This window comes from Flavobacterium psychroterrae, from assembly GCF_018380615.1.
In the GTDB taxonomy this organism is placed as follows: Bacteria; Bacteroidota; Bacteroidia; order Flavobacteriales; family Flavobacteriaceae; genus Flavobacterium; species Flavobacterium psychroterrae.
Window position 1 is genome coordinate 75260 of record NZ_JAGYVZ010000009.1, and the last position, 22160, is coordinate 97419.

The window sequence follows — 22160 nt, forward strand, 5'->3', positions numbered from 1 at the left end:
AGTGTTGAAAAACACAAAGTTCACAAAGCTTTGTGTTGATCTGGCTTTGTGAACTTTGTGTTTACTAACCCGCAATTTGAGACGAAATCTTTGTGTCCTTTGTGGTTAATTTTTTTGCGTCCTTTATGTTATATATACTGGGTGATTTTTACCGCAGAGAACGCAAAGTTTTTTATAGTAAAGCGTGTTGAAAAACACAAAGTTCACAAAGCTTTGTGTTGATCTAGCTTTGTGAACTTTGTGTTTACTAACCCGCAATTTGAGACGAAATCTTTGGGTCCTTTGTGGTTAATTTTTTTGCATCTTTCATGTTATATATACTAGGTGATTTTTAACGCAAAGAACGCAAAGTTTTTTATGGTAGAGGGCGTTGAAAAACACAAAGTTCGCAAAGCTTTATATTGATCTAGCTTTGTGAACTTTGTGTTTACTAACCCGCAATTTGAGACGAAATCTTTGTGTCCTTTGTGGTTATTTTTTTTGCGTCCTTTATGTTATATATACTGGGTGATTTTTACCGCAGAGAACGCAAAGTTTTTTATAGTAAAGGGTGTTGAAAAACACAAAGTTCACAAAGCTTTGTGTTGATCTAGCTTTGTGAACTTTGTGTTTATATTCATAACGCTTTGTAAAAAAACTTTGCGCTCTTTGCGGTAAAATTTTTGCGTGCTTTGCGGTAATTTTTTTTTTCGCTATTTAATTAAATTTATAAAGATTTACTTTTAAAAACAGTTAACTTTTCTCTGGTCATTTCGTTTATGGTATAGGATATTCCGCCCATTCCTAAGCCTGAAGCGTCTCTTCCGCCAAAGGGCATCCAATCTACCCGAAACGCTGTATTATCATTAATCATAACAGCGGTTGCGTTTAGTTTTTTGGCTGTTTCTAAGGCAATATCAAGGTTTTTTGTAAAAACAGCTGCTTGAAAATGAACTTCTAATGCATTTGCTTTTTTAATTGCTTCGTTGCGATTTGTAAAGGGATAAATACATACAACGGGACCAAAAATTTCATGTGTTGAAACTTTAGAATCTTCTGATGGATTGAACAAAATTGTGGGCTGGAACGTAGTATCCGAAATTCTTTTTCCGCCAGTTATTATTTTTGCTCCTTCTGCAACGGCTTCATTTACCCATTCTTCGACCCGATTGACTTCTTTGGGAGAAATAAGCGAACCTACATCTGTGGTTTTATCAAACGGATTACCGACGATTAATTTTTTTGTTGCTTCAGATAATTTTTCAATAAAACGATCGCAGATTTCCTGATTCACATACACTTTCTGTACGGAAACACAAACTTGTCCTGCGTGATAAAAACCACCTTTTACAAGATCCGGAATCATTTCGCTAAAATCAGCGTCACTTTCTACAATTACCGGTGCTGCTCCGCCATGTTCTAACGCGCATCTTGTTCCGGGAGCTAATTTACTTTTTAAGTACCATCCTACTTTGGCTGAGCCAATGAACGATAAAAAGTGAACTCGTGGATCTGTAACCAGTAATTCTGAAGTTTCATTGTCGCATAACACAACCTGTAACCATCCGGAAGGTAATCCGGCTTCTTTTAAAATATCGGCTAAAGCCAAACCTGATAAAGGAGTTGCACTCGCAGGTTTAAAGATTACAGGACAACCGGCAGCAATTGCGGTAACCACCTGATGAACTGCTAAATTTAACGGATGATTAAACGCGCTAACCGCAGCAACAATTCCAATAGGTTCTTTTGAAGTAAAGGCAATCCTGTTTAATGAAGCTTCGGTAAGTCCCATTGGGATTTGTTCTCCTTTTATTTGCGAGATATGTTCTGCTGCTAATTTTACGCCTTTAATCGCTCTGAGTATTTCTGCTTTTGAATCCTTATAGGGTTTTCCGCCTTCGCTTATCGCGATATGAATAAGTTCCTCGCTTTTATCGTTCATTATAAAAGCTGCTTTTTCGAGTATTTCAATTCTTTTGTAAGCAGGAATCCAATTGGCTTGATCTTCAAATAAATTGTGAGCGGTTTGAAGTACTTTTTCAATATCACTTTTATCAATCATCGGAAGTTCTTTTACTACGCTTTGATCAAATGGGAATATTATTTTTGTGGTCTTTTCCATAATGCTTTTCTTTTTATCAGCTTAAAATCATGATATTAAAGTTGTATTGAAGTCATTTTTTCATGATTTGTCCTTTAAATTTAGGCAAATTATTAATGACTACAATATCCTGTTAACACAATATTGAGTATTTACTTTTTTAGAAAAAATCAACAGGCGTTGTCAAAACAATTTCTCTGGTGTCTAATAAAGGAACAATTTTTCCTAAAACGATATCTTTAAAATAGTCAGAATTTCTGTGATCTTCTATCGCTTTTTCATTGGTATATCCTTCAAATACTACTATTGTATTTAAATCTGAATGACCTTGATGAATTTTATAAAACAAATTGCCTTCTTCTTTTATACTTTCGTCGTGAACCGTTTTTAGTAAATTTAAAACGTTTTCAGCCTGACCTTCTTTTACTTTCCATGTTGCAAAAACATGTATTGGATTTTGATTTTTCATTTTGATTTTTTTATTGGGATTTATTATTTTAACACAATCTTTGTTATTCCGATTTAAAAATAAATCTTTTTGATACGGGATTTGGTTTTTATTTCTCGCAGATTTTGCAGATTAAGCAGATTTTATTTGTCAAGATTGGGTTCTGATTGCGAATGATGGATTAAAATCCATCCCTACAATATATTTTGTTCCTACGGAACTTCTTAAAAAAAATCAAGAAGAATGATTTATATTGTAGCAATGGATTTTAATTTATTGAAACGAATAAAAATTAGTTTTTAAAAATCCGGAAGACAAAAATGCGCTACTAGTTTAAGATTATATTATTATTTTTTTATTCTCTCGCAAAGACGCTAAGATGCAAAGAAAAAACCTATGTAACTTTGCCCCTTTGCCCATTTGCCCCTTTGAACCTTTTTAAAAATTACTTTTTAGCAGCTTCTAAGATAACAATCATTTTTTCGGCAACACCTTTTGCAGAAGCAGGGTTTTGTCCTGTTACTAAATTACCGTCTGCAATACTGTGATCTGACCAAATTGCTGCTGCGTGAAATTTTGCTCCTTGTTTTGTCAATGCACTTTCAAGTAAAAACGGCACATCTGCAATAGCGTAACCTCTTTCTTCTTCATCTGTAAACGAGGTGATGTTTTTACCGTTTACTAAATAAGATCCGTTGCTTAATTTTACATTTAGTAAGGAAACCGGACCGTGACAAACTGCTCCTACAACTGCATTGCGTTCGTACGTTTCTTTAATCACTTTTTTAAGTAATTTATTTTCCGGCATATCCACCATTGGTGCTAATCCGCCTGGTACAAAAATGGCATCGTATTTACTTACCTCAACATTCGATAATTTAACGGCTTTTTGCATGGCTTCCCATCCTTTTCCGGTTAGAAACGCAAGGTTATCCGGATCATTTGCTAAGTTAAGCGCATCTAAATATGGTGTATCTCCTGTTAAACTTGCAAAATCTATTTGGTAATTTGCTTTTTCAAATTCGGCATAAGGATGTGCTACTTCTGGAAGAAAAGTTCCTGTTCTTCTGTTGTTTGGTCCAATTGCATTGGCATTTGATACGATAATTAAAATTCTCTTGTTCATTTTAGTTTCATTTTTAAGGGTTGTTTTTTCTTTTACTACTGTGTTTTCCTTTTTATTTTGTCCATAAGAAGAAAAAAAGGCAAGTGCCAATGTGGCGATCATAAGTTTTTTCATTGCTATAAATTTTAAGTGGTTATGAATTATTTATAGGGCAAATTTATGCCAGCTCTCCTCTTCAATACGAGGAGGAAAGTCACAAAAAAAGTGTGATTTCGATCACACTTTAGTAGTAAATAGGGTTCTTATTTTGTGCTAGAATAAAGCCTGCTAAGGGTTTCGCGGCTTACGCCAAGATATTCTGCGATATATTTCTTGGGAATTTTTTGCATTAAATTGGGATAGAGATCTGCAAATTCTTTATATCGCTGCTGCGGATTATTCGAAAGTAATGAAATAACGCGTTGCTGAAGTGCTAAATAACCTTTGGTGAGTTTTACTCTAAAAAAGTGTTCCATTTTATGAAGGGTTTCTGAGAGTTTTTCCCTTCCGTCAAGTGTCAGGCACAAAACTTCTCCTGCTTCCATACAAACCACATTCATATTTGCCTGCTTTTGATTGAAGTAGGCTATATAATCCGACATCCACCAATTTTCTGTGGCAAATTGCACGATGTGTTCTTTTCCGTCTTCATCAAGATAAAAAACCCTGAAAATACCGCTCATAATAATGTATTCGTATTTTGCATCATCACCTTGCTGAATTAGATATTGATTTTTTAATACCTTTCCGATGGTGAAAAAGGGTTTGATTGATTCAAATTCTTCGTCACTAACCGATATAATTTCTTCAATATGCTTTCTAAGCTTTTCCATAATTATTTTTTATCCGAATCAAAGATAAAAGATTTATTGTTGTTTTTAAGTTCTAATGTTTGTTAGGAAGAAATGAATTTTGCAGAGAAAAAGTGAAGGGATTTTGGAAATAAATAACCCCTTTACCAAATTGATAAAGGGGTTAATTTAAATATTGAGAAATCAGTATTTTTTGAATTAATAACTTTTTCTGCAATTTATTTTAATACAGAGATATAGATTTTGTATTGTATAAAAAAAGATGTTTCACTTTGTTTCAAAACACAAAGAGAAGCTATGCTAAGAAATATATTTCCTAATAGAATCTCCTTTATAGCTCTATAATCTATGTCCCGAGAACTATCGGGACTATGTGTTAAAAATATTTTTTTGAATTATCATTTTAATTATTTCTTAATAAATTTCTGAACATAATTAGCCTTGTCAGTCACAACATTAATAATGTACATTCCGTTTATGAAATTGCTTACGTTGATCTGGTTATTCTCCACTCTTGCGTTGATGGTTTTTCCTGAAACATCATAAACATTTACGCTCAAAACTTCATCCTGAGTTCGAATATTCAGAACATCAGAAACCGGATTAGGGTAAATTGCTAATTCTAATTTCTGGAAATCGCCTGTTCCTAAAGTAGTTGATGTATTGACTTCGATAGCTTTTTCGACTACTTTTCCGTTAGAATTAAAACTTACTACAACAGTTGCGTTTCCTAGTGCCTGAGGTGTTAAAACCAATTCGTCATTTGCATTTATTAATGCCGAAACAACTCCTGTATTACTATTTGATTTTACCGATTTCAAAATTGCAATCGATAAATTATCTGTATCTGAAACTACGTTTTTTAAATCAATTACTGTTGTACCTGTAGCTGAAACCTGCGAAGGCAAAGTAGCATTGACTACCGGCGCGGCATTATCAGGAAAAACCGTTACGGCAGGAAACCAGTAATAATCATCTAAAATTTTCGTATTTGTTAAGGTTCCTGTACCATTAAAAGTATGGATCCAGTTTTTTTGATAATGCGCTCCATAGCCGCTTTCGGTTGTATTCAGAATCAAATTATCCGATACCGGATCAATTCGCAACGCTGCTCCATACGGAATTTGCTTGTAAGTACCTGTTTGTCCAGGAATTGCTGCAAAATTCTCATTGAATGTTTTTGAAGTCACATCAAATCTCACAATTTGAGTACCTGAACTAAAACTATTGATAGAATTTATCCAGAACAAAGCATTTTGCTGGTTGCTGTACGTAAAGCTTCCTGCATTCCAGGCTCCCCAAGATCCTATATATTTTGTAGTAGGAATTGCATATTCTGTCACGGCAAAAGTTGTCGCATTGATATTGAATAATTTCTGGTTTTGAATTGCCCAGATACTTCCGTCTTTTGCCTGAACAACTGAATCATATGAACCTGTGATCGTTTTAACTACAGTATTTGTTTTTGGGTCAATTACTAAAATTCCTTTAGTTTGTTTTACGGCAAATACATATTGAGATGTACGAATCATGTTCCCTATTTGTCCGGAATATTGACTTCCACCGCCTGTTTCTGCGATTATACTTCCTACTTTCATATTAGCAATATCAAATAAATAAATTCCGTTTGATGCTCCAATATATCCTGTATTTTCGTCAATCCCTAAAAATGAACGTCCGTCGCCTCCACCGATATTATCAAATCCGGCAATTTTTTCCATGGTTTGTGCATTGGCTACGACCAATCTTCCACCAGGAGTATATTGACTATCTCCTCCATCAGCAGCTTGTTTTGAAATAAAGTAAAATTTATCTCCGTAGATTGTTCCGTTTTGTGTCGTTGCTCCAAAAGCCTGATTGCTATTTGCAGCACTATAAACGCGATAATTTACATTTCCGGAATTATTGATAAAATTCACAGATCCGTTTGTGTGCCCAAACCATTCTTCGTTTACTACAAAATATCCGTTTGTAAATCTTGTTGTAGCAACATAAGCCGGAACCGGAGTAAATGTTGATGCAATGTCAATTTGCTCAAATGCCGGGTTATAATTCCAAACATCCCAGGAACCATTCACTAAAGCACGAGTACTTGCTCCAACACCAGAATAGCCAAAAGCTGGATCAGTAGGGTCTTTTACCCAATATGACCAATATCCGTTAACTGTCCATCCTGATTGCCAGTGATCTGCAGGATCTATCGCTGTATATTCATCAAAATCATAAGAGGTAGTATTCACGATCCCATTTACAGGATAATAAGGATATGTTACGTTTCCGCTTTTATAAAGTCCGTTAGTATTTGCTCCATTTAAATCATAGCCAAACCCTCCTATCGCAGATCCAAATTGTGTTCCCTGATAAAGCAGAGAGAAAAATCTGGGATCAGCTTTGAGGATTGCTTTCATCATATCTTCGCCAGTTGCAGTTCCGTCCCATCTAAAACCCCACATTAAGGCATCAGCACTTTTACCATCATTCCATTGTAATACAAAAGCTGCCTGATTAGCACCTGTACCCACCCAATATTGAATATCATTAAAACTTGCAGCATTTGCAGCACTTTTTTTAAGTTGTTTTTGGGTGGTTGATTGCTTAATATCATCTCGATATATGCCCTGAACTGTTACTTGCGCATTCGTCAGGAACGCAAAAAACAACATTATTATTAAAAAGTAATTTTTCTTCATGTTTGATAAATTTTAATTTTTATGGTTTAAAAGGGTTAATTGTTATTGTAAATTGTTAAAAAAATATTTTATTTAATATATAAATCATAAGCTCCGGCAACTTCTGTTGAAACTTCCCCCAGCCAGCCCGCTTCCTGATTGATTGCCGTGTATACTTTGATGAAATCTATTCCGGGAAGTTTTACATAGTTTCCGTTTTTATCTACTGCCCATGCGATATCAATATTGGATGCTTCGTCATTATTTGGTGCATTATCGGCATAGCCAAATTCAAAAGACGCACCAACCCAATAATTTCCGGTGCCGCTTTGATCGTAAAAATTATCTTTTATCCTAGTTCCTTTCAGAGTGTACGATGCTTCAGCAATCCATGATGGATAATAACTCTGGTCGTGAAATGCATTTTTTGATTTAAATCCTGATTTTCCCTGATTGTCTTCCCACTTAATATATTCCGAATCAATTTGCCAGAATTCCTCTCCCGTTACAGCTGATTTATTAAGATCCGGTTTAAAATAAGTTACGCTGTAATTCTTGATTGTAGTATTTTTAAAATATTCACTTCCTGCAATTTCATACCATTCATCATCATCGGGTTTTCCGTTTTTATTTTTGTCGAAAGCCACAAGAATAATTCCGGCTTCACAAGATCCTGAACGGGCTTCACTGGCTTCACTTCCCCAAAATGCATTTCCTAAAATTTTGAAATCCCTTCCCGCCATATTGGGGATGGTGTGATCAAAACCAAATACCACATAACCGCCAAAACCTCCTAACGAAATCATGCTTGTATTCCCGCCAACAATCGCTTTTTTTGCTGCGCTGATAAGATTGGCTTCTGTATTTCCGGGCAAAAATTCCGGAATTCCGTTTGTAAACTGACCTACGCCCGGACGAAAATCGAATACATTTGAGATGTATTTACTATACGTTCCGGCTTCTTTTGTTACATTAATTAATGAGGTGTATGTTTTTACCACTCCGTTGCTTTCTACCTTTAAAGTCAAAGGATAATTTTTTAAATAGGGAGTAATAAAATCTAATTGTGCATTTTGTGAAATTACCGAATCATTAATACTCCAGGTCAATTGTGAAGTAGCCGGAAGATTCGTGATAATATTCAGCACTTTAAAACGCTCAATTGTATAAGAATCTTTCAATATTACTGTTGGCGGTTCTTCAATACCCAACTCTTCTTCCTTATCAGTTCCGCAGGAAATAAATCCCAGTATAAAAATGAAGACCAATGCTGTTTTTAAAATTTTAAAAGTGTTTTTTTCCATATTCATAAATTTTAAATTAATTGCTGGTAATTGTAAATGTGTAAAGTTTTCTTTCCATGGTTTTTTGATATTATTTTTTAGTTATAAAGGCAATATGTGCTGGAATATTTCCCGCGGTTGTTTTCCATTTTAATTTTCCTTCGGGCGTAAAACAATAGATATATCCGGTTACCACATAATTTTGTGCATCGGTTATATAAATTTCTTTGGTTTCGGGATTTACCTGAAGTCCGTACGGAATCATGATTTGCTTATCTGTGCCGTCTGTAATGAGTTTATCGCTGATAATTTTTTTGGTTTTAGTATCTAATATTCCGTAAGTAACTTTATTGCTGTTCGTTAAATAACTCCACGAAACACTGTAGAAATACAGTAAATCATCAACAAGACACATTCCCGAAACTGGAATATCAAGCTGCATTTTTTTTTCTTCTGTCTGGGAATCTATCACAAAAAGATTAGAAGGTACAGTGTAATAATCTCCTCTCGAACTCACATAAATATCGCCGCGAGAGTCTATTTCCATTCCGGAAAGATTAATGCCAACGTCTATTTTTTTTGTTTCAGTAAAGGTTTCAAGATCTATTACAGATACCGTTCTGTCATAATTAGGCACTCTGTAACCGCCTGAATTCGCTACATATAATTTTCCGTTATGAACCACCATTTGTTCGGGCTGATATCCTACTGTAACTTTCCTTTTTATTTCTAAAGATGTCGTATCGATTTCGGCAACAAAACCAATCTCTGCATTAGGGTTTATGGCAACAGGACCAGAATAGGAACTTACATAGGCTTTGTCTTTATAAAAAGTGACATACCTACAATTGGGAATGTCTATTTTTTTGATGCGTTTCGCCGACCATTTGTCTATTACTTCAACTTTGTTAGAACAATTAATTACCGCATACACCTTGTTGCCGTAAATTTTTATATCATTGCCTACATCTCCTAATTCTTTTACAACGGCGGGATTTCGTTCAGAATAAATATCTGTTGTATAATTTCCTGTCCTGTAATTGAATATATCAATACTGGCTCTGTTCATTCCCATATTCCCTTCGTTTAAAAGATAAAAACCTTCTATTTTACCGTCGCTTCTGGGCGCAGCAACGCTTTGATCTGATGACGGAAAAATGGTTTCATCTTCCCGACAGGAAAAGAAAGCAACGGCTATAAATAGACTGAGGATTAATTTTGTGGTGATCTTTTTCATAGCTCAATACTTATTATGAATTTTAATGTTCGACCCGGCATGGGATAATTATAAATTACCTCGTATTGCTGGTTGAAAGCATTGTTTAATTCTATTGCACCTTTCATTTTGTAATGCTGAAACGCAAATGATTTTTGTACCGCTAAATCGTGCGTGTACCACGGCTGAACTTCATTTACTTTTATATTGTTGACATTTCCGTTATAACGTTTTCCCACATATATAAAGCTGTAATTAAAATTCCAGGTTTTATAATCGGCGTTTAAAATTCCTGATCCGCTATGCCACGGTGTGTAAGGAATCTGATCTCCGTAAGATGATAATTCCAAACCTGCAAATTTGGTGTAATCTCTGTTTTGTGAATACGTATACGTTAGATTTGTGCTTAGGTTTACTGTGCCAATGTGCATTCCAAGATTCACGACAGATTCTATTCCCTGCCCTTTTACCTGCCCAATATTCGTCATCATCCATCTGAATAAATTTCCGGTTGGAGCAGCTACAATTTTATCTTTGGTATTGGTATAATAACCATCCACCTGAAAAGATAATTTATCCAGAATTCCTTTTTCTATAAGAAGATTATAGGTAAAACCAACATCATACTGATTCATATATTCCGGTCGCAGCGTACTGGATCCCACCATTGTATAATACAAATCATTAAAAGTGGGCATTCTGAAAATACGTTTGGCGAATGCTCTGATATTAAAATCGTAATCTTTAAACGGAGTATATCCGAGAAATAATGCAGGAGTAAATTCGGTTTTATCCGGCGCCTTTGCATTGTATCGTACTTCCTCCTGAACATGAGTTCCTACAACACTTCCTAAAGCTTTAAACGCGCCAAGTCTGTACGAACTTGCAAGTGCAAATAATGCCGTATAACGCTGTGGAAAAGAGAATAAAGTCTGAATTCCTTTTCTCGTGGCATTTAATTTGTTGTATTGAAAGTCTGTAGATAACGAAACATCCCAGGTTGATGATATACTGTACATATTTACTGCCGAAACATAATATTCCTGCTGAAAATAACTATCATCAGATTGTGCTCCTTCGGTTACTATTTCTCCTAAAACATTCGTGGTGTCTCTGGCAACATAATGAGTATAATCATAAGCATATTTTGCTTTTGCCTGAAATTTATATTTTTCGGTAAAATCCTTGATTAAAGTTCCCTGTGTGAAAAAGTTTTTGTCATATTGCCTGAAACCATCAGAAAATTTATTTTCTACAATTGCTCCCGGCGCTCCTCTTTCTGAATCATAATAATAGACTTTAGCATCCCAGGAACCGTTATTTATTTTTCCGTAAAGACCGGATTCAAATCTCAGGGCTTCAATATCACTATTATGTCTTGTTGCGGTTGTATCGTAGGCAACAGTTCCATCAAGATTGTTTCTTTTATACCTGTATTTGTATTCTCCATTCGATTTTATGTATTCAGAACTTACACTCAGACTTACTTTATCGCTCAGTTTTTGTTCCCATCTAAACGAAGGATCGATATAATTAATAGACATTGTTTTATACCGAACTAATAAATTTGTCTTTTTTCCTCCAATAAAAACCGGTCGCTTAGTTCTTAAATAAATGGTAGAAGCCGCCGCATAATCTTTAGCCGACTGGAATATTTCGCTTTTTTGTCCATTATACATCGTCAGGGATTCCATATCATCTAAGGAATATTTCCCTAAATCCGTCACTCCGTTTTGTGCATTTCCTAACTGAACGCCATCATAAAAAACACCTACGTGATGCGTTCCCATATTACGAACATCGACAGTTTTAAGTCCGCCAAGTCCGCCGTAATCTTTTATTTGAGTTCCTGCAAAATACCTTAAAGCATCGGCAACGTTATGACTGGCTAAATTTTCAAGTAATTTGCCTGATAAACTTTGTACGGGAATAACTTCCTGATACGGTTTTCCTTTTAGAATTACTTCTTTTAAAACGCGTAAACTATCGTTTGATACTTGCGAATGAAGTAAAAACGGAGCAGAAAACAATAGAATAAATAAGAGTAATTTTTTATTATACATCACTGATTTAATTAAATAAATTTCGCGGATGTACTAATCAAAAAGCAATAAGAGAGAATCCCGTTATACAAATAACAGGTCAATTCTTGTTGTTCAACTTTATTCCACGAAAGTCTTAAACTATGTGATTGTGGCAGGTCTCCTGACTTGTTCCATCTTTAAACAACCTTCTCATCCGCCGTGGCGAACAATGGCATTAGTAACGTTTAAAGACTTATATAGAACTTACAGTAGCGGGTCTGTTCAGGATTTGCACCTGATTCCCTTTTAACCGATTTTCTTAAAATTATAAAAAAACGGACCAAAATCTGGTGCAAATGTACTTTATAAAAACTTAATTGTAAACAGATAAATAAGATTTAAACTTGAAAAGAGAAAAAATTTGTTAATAATATAATTAATGAGATGAAAAATGTAAACATTTAGCAGAATTCTTAAATCAGGTATTTATACTTTTAAATGAGAATTTTAAATGTGCTATTTTTGAATGAGCTGGACAATATATTTTAACACATAGAAAAATAGTTGGAGAAAGGCTCAAAGAGGCAAAGTTGCAAAGGTTTTTCTTTGCGTCTTTGCGTCTTTGCGCGAGGATAAATAGAAGTCAAATAAATTGAACACATAGAAACATAGATTTTACATATGCCAAAGAGATAGCGTCAGGAAATATATTTCTTCTCATAGTTTGTTTGTGTGTTTAAACAAGTAAAATGGCCTTTTAAAGTCCTAAAATCTATGTTTCTATGTTTAAAAATAATATACTAACCATTAATTGCCAAAACTTATGCCCTGGAATATTCTTGAAAATTTATGGAAACGTACTTTGAATCCCACCAGTATTTCTGATGGAGATAATACTCAAACCTGGGACAATGAAATCAAAACTTTGTATCGTTTAGGAATTAGTATGGAAGATACTTTGCAGTTTTTATATTTTGAGAAACCGGACTTTGAATCTTTTAAAATCTGGATCAACGACAAACAGAATATAAAAACTAATGACGAAGAACATTTAATAATTGATGTTTTATCAGATGAAGATCTTCAGTTTTGGAAGGAGAACGGTTATGTGATTGTAAAAAATGCAATTTCAAAAAAAGATTGTCAAGATACGCAACAAGCCATTTGGGATTTCCTCAAAATGGATCCCAACAAAAAGGAAACCTGGTATAACCGACACGAAAACCAAAAGGGTTTAATGCTTAATTTTTCGGATCATGAAACACTAAATAGAAACAGGTTTTCACCCAGGATAAAAAAAGCATATGAACAACTTTATAATTCAGCCAAAATATACAAAACGATTGACAAAGTAAGTTTTAATCCACCTGAAAATGAACGATTTACTTTCTTGGGAAGTCCGCTGCATTGGGATATTAGTTTGAAACAGCCTATTACATTTGGATTTCAGGGATTATTATATCTTACGGATTGTGGCATTGATGATGGTGCTTTTCATTGTGTTGCCGGATTTCATAATAAAATAAATAATTGGCTGGATCAAATTGAACCAAATGAAAACCTCAGAGATAAAGCGATTGAAACCTTAAAGCCAATTGCTATTCTTGGTAATGCGGGCGATTTTATCATTTGGGATAATCGATTACCGCATTGCGCATCGCCTAATAAAGGCGAAAGTCCCAGAATCGTTCAATATCTTACCTATTTACCTGATGATTATACTACTTTAGACGAATGGATATAATTACTTTAACACATAGTCCCGATAGCTATCTGGACTATGTGTTGAATATTTTTTTAAACTTACTTCACCAATACAGTTTTATACTTAGCAATATTTTTTAATACAATTCCGGTTCCTCGAACTACGGCTCTTAAGGGATCTTCGGCAATATAAACCGGTAAATCTGTTTTTTGGGAAATTCGTTTATCAAGTCCGCGAAGCATTGCTCCTCCTCCTGCAAGATACAAACCTGTATTATAAATATCTGCGGCGAGTTCCGGCGGTGTTAATGAAAGCGTTACCATAATCGCATCTTCGATCCTTAATATTGATTTGTCTAATGCTCTTGCAATTTCTCTGTACGTAACTTTGACTTCTTTTGGTTTTCCGGTCAGTAAATCCCTTCCGCGAACCATCATATCGTCCGGAGCTTGTTCAAGTTCTTCCAATGCAGCGCCAACTTCAATTTTTATCATTTCTGCAGAAGCATCTCCTATATATAAATTATGCTGAGTTCGCATATAATATAGTATATCATTGGTAAAAACATCACCGGCAATTTTTATCGATTTGTCGCAAATGATTCCGCCAAGCGCAATAACCGCAATTTCTGTAGTTCCCCCACCAATATCTACTATGATATTTCCTTTTGGTAACATTACATCTAAACCAATCCCAATTGCTGCTGCCATTGGTTCATGAATTAAAAATACTTCCTTACCATTTACACGTTCGCAGGATTCCTTAACGGCTCGCATTTCAACCTCAGTAATTCCGCTTGGTATGCAAACCACCATTCTAAGTGCGGGCGTAAAAAAGCTTTTCTTGATTTGGGGTATGTTTCTTATAAACCAGCTGATCATTTTTTCCGAAGCATCAAAATCGGCAATAACACCATCTTTCAGCGGTCGGATTGTTTTAATATTCTCATGTGTTTTACCTTGCATTAAACTGGCTTCTTTGCCAACTGCAATAATTTTTCCGTTTCTAATATCTCTTGCTACGATAGAAGGACTGTCGACTACTATTTTTCCATCATAAATTATCAAAGTATTCGCTGTTCCTAAATCCATAGCTATCTCCACTATCATAAAATCAAATAAGCCCATAATATAGTTTTTGTTTAAATAACGAACGCTTTTGTTGCTGTTTTATTCTCTACAAAGACTAAAATTCTAATTCAAAATAAAAAGAGCGTTTGAAATCAAACTTGGTATTTGCGGAACAAAATTTAGTCATTTTAAACTTAAATAGCTATTAATTATGCAACTATAATTTATTTTTCTGTAATAAATCACATTAACAATCCGGCTAAATTTGTAAAAACACAACTTTTAAATAATAAAGTTAATTAGAAACCAGAATTTAAATATTCTAAAAAAATAATATTATGGAAAAGCAAAATCAAAATGAATACGGTCATACAGATCCGGATTTTATCGATCAAAATACTACCGTTGACGGAACTAATATTCAAAACGAGGAATTTTTTAAAAAAGAAGTTAGTAAAGAAGATCCACTGGAATTTGGAGAAAGCGATCCCGATTATATCGATCAGGAAACTCCTGTAGATAATGATAATTATGCAAGAGAAGAAGATCCTTATCAATATCAGGAAGAATTTATCGAAGATCTAAAACATCCGCAAGGCGATGCTGCAAACAGTACAAATGTCAAATCTGACCAAAGTTCTAAACAAGAGCAAAGCATTAACAAAGAGAAGCTTTACGGCAATGAGGATCGGGAAAATAATCGTGAAGAAAAGTAAAAAGTTCGCCACGAATTAGCACGAAATAATGCTAAATATAAAAATCCAATTTCACGAATTTAAATAGTGAAGTTGGATTTTTATTTTTCTAACAATCCATTTTAAATTCGTGATAATTCGTGCGATTCGTGGCAAAAAAACGTGAATTATTTGTATCAGATTTAAAATCATAATTATCAAAGAATTACTATTGTTTTCTCTTGAAATTCTTTAGCAAATCTGACCCAATTGAAGCAGAAAAAAGACTTTTAAAAGTAATTAATGAACTAATTTCAACGTAAAGGTTTCTAAAATTTGTCTTTTTTAAGAAGTATTAGAAAAGTATAAATCCCTATATTTACTTTCTGGTTGACAAAATTACGATGTAAAACAAGATAATTTCTGCATCGTTAAGCCAATTAATTATAAGTAGTCAAGATGGAAAATTATACCGTATCAGTGGCATCATTACCTTTAAGTGATAATCCAATACCGAATAATAAGATAACAAAAGCTGATTTATTGCCTGATCCTGAATCAAGCTTAAATTCGATGGAAATGAAAGAAAAACCTATCGGGGATTCTACAATTCCGTTCAGAGATTTGACCAATCTTGCCACAAAAAAAGAAACTATTGCCAGAATAATCGATAAACTGGACGTTGAAAATAATTTAAGATATCAAAGAACGGTTGAAGATACCTATTGCAATGTGTATTCTTATGATTACTGTTATTTTTCTAAAGTATATCTCCCAACAGTTTGGTGGACGGATGAATCTCTTGAAAAAATATTAAACGGAGAGGAAGTCGAAGCTGTTTTTGAAGAAACTGTTGATCGCATTTATTCCAGCGCTATTCACGATTGGTTTTTACAATGGGGCGCCAGTTTTGGCTGGAAAAGAATGCATACTGTTGAAGAAATTCAAAACAAAGTAAACGCTAATGGCGGTGTTGGAATAATTTGTGCCAAAAGAAAAGAAAAAGGACTTTCAGGACATATTGTGCCTGTGGTTCCTGAAAGTGATTTGCATACAGCATATCGTGAAAATGGTATTGTAGTATATCCGCTGCAATCACAAGCCGGAAAGGTGAATTATAATTACTTTGCAGAAGTTAGAAAAGACTGGTGGAATGATGAATTATATTCGTCTCACGTCTTTTATTACCATGAATAAATAAAAAAAGTGCATAATAGTTTGAACACCTAAAAAAAATATTGATTTTCAGCGTGTTAACTACTTGTAAATGACATAATAAAAAACTACTTTTGCAACTTGGAAAAAACAAGAATAGCAAAAGTGTACACAACAGCTATTCATCAGCTTAAATTATTGATATAAAAGTGATTAATGCCAAATAGCAATTTTATAACCTTATTATAAAATTTTACTTTTTCAGCTATCTTTTTGTCGGTATAAGTGCAAAATTTCTGAGACCAGAATAGAATTTCATACAATTTTAAAAGTAAAGCAAAACTTTTTTAATGGATGCAACAAATTATGTTTAATCCGTTAAAAGCTTTTTTGGCTCTGAATTGCAACAGATTAAAATTGTATTTCCAAATAAAAATAGTACCATTAAAAGTTTAATCACCATAAAAAAAGAAAGTTAGTATAAATGAAAGACAATCAGACAAAAAAATATTATTGGGGTATAGGATTAGAAAACGAAACCTACATGCAATTTGAAGAATCCCTAATAGTTACTGGTGAGTTTATACAAGAAAAAATTGGTTTTGAAAAATACAGTATTGATTATAGAAAATGCTATAAACCGGAAAGCTTAGCTCCTATTTTGCAAAAAGCTTTTGGTTTAAATGACAACTATAAAGTAAGCCGAATGATGAATAGTCATTCCCTTGAAAAACTGGATATCAATTACCAGCACAAAACATTATCGCCTATAAAACCATTAATCGATACCGAAAATGGTGAGGTAGTCGCACAACCACTTGAAAATCCTGATTATTTAGGAAAATCTATCATGGAAATTTTCCTTGAAGATCAGCCTTACAATATTCAAAGTATGATTACCCAACGAAATAAAACAATGGGATCTGTACATTTTGATGGAGATTCTATTGAATTTGTGACGAAATATTTTGAAAACAGAACAATCGCAGAATCCTGCAAAGAATTAAAAGCTACAAAAAAATTGTTTCTGGATAAAATCAATGAATCATCTGTTCTAAACGGTAAATTGAGTTTTCCGGATTACAATAACGGACTGAATATGTTCATGACCAATCAGGAAAACCTGGTTTTGTTTAATAACGGAACGTATCATTTTCATATTACTTTACCATCTTTAACCGAAGATAGCAGAATTGTTGATTATAACGATTTTGAAAAAACACACGCAAACGCCATTTATTTATTACAATGGTTTGAGCCGTTTTTTATAGCAACACTTGGAAGTCCGGACATTATGGGCGTGATAAGTGACAAATACAGCTTAGACAAAAAATTTACTTTAGGTTCTATGAGAAACGCAATGTCTCGTTACATAGGCGTAGGAACTTATAATAAAGCAATGCCAAAAGGTAAAATTTTAACCTATAATGTTGACGATTTTAGAAAATTACTAAAATTTGAAAAAGAGGAAAATGTTTGGTGGCGCGATCAGATTGAAGCTGACATGGAATATGAAATGCTCTCTGAAGTTGGTCTTGATTTTAATCAGGAAAAAATGTACCAAAGCGGTTTTGAATTCAGAAGCTTTGATGAGTTTCCGGCTGAATACTTAAATGATGTACTTTTTTCTATCATCTTAATTTGTGAGCATTCTTTAAATCTTCCTGATGTTCAATGGGCACATGACAGTAAAGCGTGGAATAATCTGGTTTTTAAAACTTTAAAAATGGGTTATTCAACTGAAATTGATGAAGCTGAAAAGAAAGAAGTTTTAGATTTATTGCAATTACTAAATCAATCAGACAGTAATTATGAGACTTTAAAATCAGAATTTGAAGCTATTGTACTTTTAGATGAATTCTTCTTTAAAATTCTGGCTGTTTTACATGATAAGTACAAAGACAATAATGTTTGTTTGGATGCGATGTACGGACAAAAAACAAGTGCTCCGCCAAAATGGGACAACTTCAATAAATACCAAACCGAAAGACATTTACAACAAATAGGATCTTTCTCTGATAATTAGAAATTATATTGAACGTTAGTGTTTAAATAATTAAACACTAACGTTTTAAACATATATACTAAGAGTTTAATATCATACCTATCAAGATTTGAAAGTCTACAATTTGTGCCTGTAGGCACTAAATATTGGTAGTTAATAGGGAATCGGAATAAATCTAGCTTGCCGTAGGTGCGCAATAGTTATCATTTTGTTGCTACCTACGGCACGCTAACATATTTTCTAATCTATATTGGCTACCAATATTTAGTACCTAACTGCACAATTTCGATTCTTGGTTTCACTTTTTTTTGTGTTTTCTACTAACATACAAGTCTTAAAGGAATAAGGGATTATAAAACATTGTAGATATCTCGTAGAGATTATATATTGGTAGAAAAAAATAAATCAGTAGTAAAATTGTCCCGTAGGGACTACACTTTTGGATATTTAATTATATAAAAAAAAAGAGCTATAGCTCTTTTTTTTTATGTAATATGTAGAAATTTACTCTCTTAATAATAAACGTACATCATAATTTTTGAGTTTGAACTCTCAATTACTTTTTCAAGTCTTTTAAAAAATACTTCGTTTACCATTGGGCAACCGTGACTGTTTGAGATGTAGTAATCCTGCTCATCATAAGGAACAGCTGAATACTGATGTAAAACAATCGCTCTTTTTAAAGCATTGTTATTCGTTTCATCCAAACCAGTTAATCGAAAAGCTTTTCCGAAAATACCTTTATATGATTTCTCTACAGAATATCTGCCTAATGAAGTACAATTAGAATTTGGCTCATTGCTGAATTTAAGATCACCTCTTACACTCGTTTCTGAACCGCTGCCATGAGCAACTAATCCCTGATCCAGTATAGTATTGTTTTGAAGGTCATAAACAAAAAAGCGGTTTTTACCTGATTTGATTTTCATATCAACTAAAAAAGCAATTTTTGTGTTGTATTTATGATCACTGTTTATCATTGATTTGATCTCGTTAACGTGATCAGTAAGGCGCACAATCTCAAGTTCTGATAATGCATCATATTTATTAGTAGCATTATATGTGGTAAAAGAACTCAGGCAAACAAACAAAACCATAAAAACTATTTTCATACGCAAATGATATAAAGTAAAACAATTAATGATTAATTCTTTGAAATCCAAAATGTGATTTTTGATGTTGCAAAATTATACTTTATTTTTATAAAATTCACACTTCCAGTATGTTAAAATTTAAATAATTTTTTATTTTTTTGTATATTCTTCTAAAAATGCCTTTAAAGCTTTAGATGGAAGCTCATCATTTCTATAAATTAATAATGTCGTCATAGTAGCAAGTTCCTTACTTACTGGAAAAGTTTTGATGTTTCGACTGCTATAATAAAGGTTCACGACTTCTTCAGGAAGTATACTAATACCTAATCCTGCTTCAACAAAATTTATAATTCCTTCTATAGAATTGAGTATTGTACTTTTGTAACGCAATATTCCTTTTGATCCCAGCCAGGTTTCAAGTCTTGCCCTAAAAAAACATCCTTGTCCAAACACTACAATTTTTAAGGGATCTTGTTTTAATATTTCTGTTAGTCTTGTTACATTACCCGCTGTAACTATCACCAATTGTTCATCACGCACAATAAGCTGTTCAAGTCCCGGAATATTAATTGGTGCCGCCACAAAAGCCGCATCCAGTTTATAATCAAGTACATCCCGAATCAAAGTTGGCAATACGGCAGAAAAAAACTCCAGTTCAACCGCCGGATAAAGTTCTCCAAAACTTTTTATAATTTCAGGTACTTTTAACGCCATTGTAGTTTCAATACAACCTATTTTAATCGTTCCTCCTACTTTATCTACATTCTGGATATCGCTTTTTGCATCATCCATTAAATGGCTTATTTTCTTGGCATATTGCAACAGTGTTTCTCCAGCTTCGGTAAGAACTACTTTACGGGAAACCCTTCTGAAAAGTTCGGCGCCAAATTCCTCTTCAAGACTTTTTATGCGTGCCGTAACATTCGATTGAACAGTAAAAGTTGCTTCGGCGGCTTTTGTAAAACTTCCGAGTTCAGCGGCAGCTTCAAATATTTTAAGATCATTACTATTCATAGTATCACAATTAGTGATTAATCACATCATAATATATCGTTTTCAATTATCAAATATAGAGAGTAAATTTGTATTAAACAATTGATACTATGAAAAATATAATTAAATCAGCAGCGATCGTACTTAGCATCGCAGCACTGCCTTCAACAGCTGTAAATGCGCAGGTAAAAAGTGCTTCAACAGATAAAAATGACAAATCTGAAATTCAGGCAACGCATTATAACAATTTGCAAGTCAACGGTCTCAAAATATTCTATCGTGAAGCAGGACCTAAAAATGCGCCTGTACTATTGTTATTGCACGGCTATCCTACTTCATCTCATATGTATAGAAATCTTATTCCTGTTTTGAGTAAAAAATACCATGTTATTGCGCCGGATCTTCCGGGTTTTGGTTTCTCAGATGCACCGGATCATCTTAAGTTTGAATATACTTTTGATAATTTAGCCAACACGATGCAGGGATTTATCGATCAGCTTGGTCTTAAACGATTTGCTCTTTATGTTTTTGATTATGGTGCACCAACCGGTTACCGACTGGCACTTGCAAATCCTGAAAAAATTACGGGAATAATATCTCAAAACGGAAACGCGTATGAAGAAGGTCTAAGTACTGGCTGGAACCCAATCCAGAAATACTGGAAAGATCCCTCACAAGCTAACAGGGATTCACTCAAAGATTTTGTATCGAAAGAATCTACCTGGTTTCAATATCATCAAGGCGCTTCTGATCCTTCACTAATTGCGCCGGAAACTTATACATTAGACCAATATTTTCTGGATCGTCCGGGAAATATAGAAATCCAGCTTGATCTTTTAAAAGATTACAGAACAAATGTTGCTTTATATCCTAAATTTCAAGCTTATTTTAGAGATAAAAAACCTATGACGCTGGCGGTTTGGGGAAATCAGGATCCTTATTTTCTTCCTGCAGGTGCCGAAGCTTACAAACGTGATAATCCCAATGCTACTGTAAAATTTTATAAAACAGGACATTTTGCCCTTGAAACGCATTGTAATGAAATTGGTGCTGATATTTTGGCATTCCTTTCTAAACTGCCTAAATAAGTAGAATTAATTTTGATAACTTTTAATAGCGGCCAATAGTGCCGCTATTTTTTTTGCAGTAAAAATATTTACTATATTCGTTTAGCGATATATAATACCTTTAAATAATCTAGCAACCCGTTGGGTGTAATTATTTTTAACACATAGTCCCGATAGCTATCTGGACTATGTGTTTAATTGGACTTTTATTAGTTACACTCAACGGGTTAATCTATCAATTAGAAACTAATCTAAAAACCACAACAATGGCAAAACAATTCGAAGACGTAATCAAAAAAGCTTACACTGCTTTTAACGAAAGAAATATTGACAATGCACTTTCAACAATGCAACCGGATGTACAATGGTCGAAAGCATGGGAAGGCGGTTACATTAGCGGACATAATGAGATTAAGGAATACTGGACAAGACAATGGAGTGAGATTAACCCAAAAGTAGAACCGGTGGGTTTTGATGAAAGGGAAAACGGAAGTCTGGAAGTTAAAGTAGCTCAAAATGTAAAGGATTTGCAAGGCGGTTTGGTGTTTGACGGACTGGTAAAACATATTTACACTTTTCAGGACGGATTGATAAAAACTATGGATATTGAACTGGTTGAGAGCAATTAATGGTAAGTTTTAAATTAAACATGCTATAAAATTGCCTTGAAGATTCTTTTTAATAACTTTGTTTTGTCACTCTAATACTTCTTCGTTGCTAAATTCCGGCAACAGGCTGTGGGAAGTTATTTAGCGGTCAG

Annotated in this window: 17 protein-coding genes and 1 riboswitch; of the genes, 6 read left to right on the top strand and 11 right to left on the bottom strand. The window is 33.9% G+C overall.

The window, feature by feature from the left end:
• Nucleotides 1-706: 706 nt before the first annotated feature.
• The 8 genes from KHA90_RS11050 to KHA90_RS11085 form a co-directional block, all read right to left on the bottom strand.
• Nucleotides 707-2101, bottom strand: coding sequence for an aldehyde dehydrogenase family protein (locus tag KHA90_RS11050; protein WP_213299271.1), 1395 nt, complete (start codon nt 2099-2101; stop codon nt 707-709).
• 139 nt (nt 2102-2240) lie between these two features.
• The gene (locus KHA90_RS11055; protein WP_213299274.1) at nt 2241-2549 is read right to left on the bottom strand and encodes a putative quinol monooxygenase; all 309 of its coding nucleotides are present in this window, start codon (nt 2547-2549) and stop codon (nt 2241-2243) included.
• Nucleotides 2550-2973: 424 nt separating this feature from the next.
• Complete coding sequence (locus KHA90_RS11060; protein ID WP_213299277.1) at nt 2974-3768, bottom strand: type 1 glutamine amidotransferase domain-containing protein; 795 nt, start codon at nt 3766-3768, stop codon at nt 2974-2976.
• A 128-nt stretch (nt 3769-3896) separates the two neighbouring features.
• Nucleotides 3897-4466, bottom strand: coding sequence for a Crp/Fnr family transcriptional regulator (locus KHA90_RS11065; protein WP_244860300.1), 570 nt, complete (start codon nt 4464-4466; stop codon nt 3897-3899).
• Between the two features lie 386 nt (nt 4467-4852).
• Nucleotides 4853-7135, bottom strand: a complete 2283-nt coding sequence (locus KHA90_RS11070; protein ID WP_213299279.1) for a T9SS type A sorting domain-containing protein — start codon at nt 7133-7135, stop codon at nt 4853-4855.
• Nucleotides 7136-7203: 68 nt separating this feature from the next.
• A complete protein-coding gene (locus tag KHA90_RS11075; RefSeq protein WP_213299282.1) occupies nt 7204-8418 on the bottom strand; it encodes a cell surface protein in 1215 nt (404 codons plus the stop codon).
• 70 nt (nt 8419-8488) lie between these two features.
• Nucleotides 8489-9634, bottom strand: a complete 1146-nt coding sequence (locus KHA90_RS11080) for a YncE family protein (protein ID WP_213299285.1) — start codon at nt 9632-9634, stop codon at nt 8489-8491.
• Nucleotides 9631-11676, bottom strand: coding sequence for a TonB-dependent receptor (locus tag KHA90_RS11085; RefSeq protein ID WP_213299288.1), 2046 nt, complete (start codon nt 11674-11676; stop codon nt 9631-9633). Before KHA90_RS11085 ends, KHA90_RS11080 begins: the two co-directional genes overlap by 4 nt.
• Before the next feature lie 115 nt (nt 11677-11791).
• Nucleotides 11792-11997, bottom strand: a riboswitch (cobalamin riboswitch).
• Nucleotides 11998-12460: 463 nt separating this feature from the next.
• Between KHA90_RS11085 and KHA90_RS11090 the strand changes: the two genes are divergently transcribed.
• Nucleotides 12461-13381, top strand: a complete 921-nt coding sequence (locus KHA90_RS11090; RefSeq protein WP_213299291.1) for a phytanoyl-CoA dioxygenase family protein — start codon at nt 12461-12463, stop codon at nt 13379-13381.
• A 59-nt stretch (nt 13382-13440) separates the two neighbouring features.
• Here KHA90_RS11090 and KHA90_RS11095 read toward each other — a convergent pair whose 3' ends face one another.
• Nucleotides 13441-14469 carry a rod shape-determining protein gene (locus KHA90_RS11095; RefSeq protein WP_213299294.1) on the bottom strand — a complete coding sequence of 343 codons (1029 nt, stop codon included), beginning with the start codon at nt 14467-14469 and terminating at the stop codon, nt 13441-13443.
• A gap of 281 nt (nt 14470-14750) precedes the next feature.
• Here KHA90_RS11095 and KHA90_RS11100 point away from each other — a divergent pair, with 281 nt between their 5' ends.
• From KHA90_RS11100 to KHA90_RS11110, 3 genes are all read left to right on the top strand, one after another.
• Nucleotides 14751-15128, top strand: a complete 378-nt coding sequence (locus tag KHA90_RS11100) for a hypothetical protein (protein ID WP_213299296.1) — start codon at nt 14751-14753, stop codon at nt 15126-15128.
• A gap of 417 nt (nt 15129-15545) precedes the next feature.
• Nucleotides 15546-16283 carry a hypothetical protein gene (locus KHA90_RS11105; RefSeq protein WP_213299299.1) on the top strand — a complete coding sequence of 246 codons (738 nt, stop codon included), beginning with the start codon at nt 15546-15548 and terminating at the stop codon, nt 16281-16283.
• 442 nt (nt 16284-16725) lie between these two features.
• Entirely contained in the window at nt 16726-18267 is a 1542-nt protein-coding gene (locus tag KHA90_RS11110) for a hypothetical protein (RefSeq protein ID WP_213299302.1), read from the top strand.
• A 491-nt stretch (nt 18268-18758) separates the two neighbouring features.
• Here the strand turns inward: KHA90_RS11110 and KHA90_RS11115 are convergent, their stop codons facing one another.
• Together KHA90_RS11115 and KHA90_RS11120 are read right to left on the bottom strand one after the other, a co-directional pair.
• Entirely contained in the window at nt 18759-19358 is a 600-nt protein-coding gene (locus tag KHA90_RS11115; RefSeq protein WP_213299305.1) for a murein L,D-transpeptidase catalytic domain-containing protein, read from the bottom strand.
• 132 nt (nt 19359-19490) lie between these two features.
• Entirely contained in the window at nt 19491-20354 is an 864-nt protein-coding gene (locus tag KHA90_RS11120; RefSeq protein ID WP_213299307.1) for a LysR family transcriptional regulator, read from the bottom strand.
• A gap of 89 nt (nt 20355-20443) precedes the next feature.
• Between KHA90_RS11120 and KHA90_RS11125 the strand changes: the two genes are divergently transcribed.
• Entirely contained in the window at nt 20444-21421 is a 978-nt protein-coding gene (locus tag KHA90_RS11125) for an alpha/beta fold hydrolase (protein ID WP_213299310.1), read from the top strand.
• A 245-nt stretch (nt 21422-21666) separates the two neighbouring features.
• The gene (locus KHA90_RS11130; RefSeq protein ID WP_213299313.1) at nt 21667-22029 is read left to right on the top strand and encodes a nuclear transport factor 2 family protein; all 363 of its coding nucleotides are present in this window, start codon (nt 21667-21669) and stop codon (nt 22027-22029) included.
• Nucleotides 22030-22160: the final 131 nt, after the last annotated feature.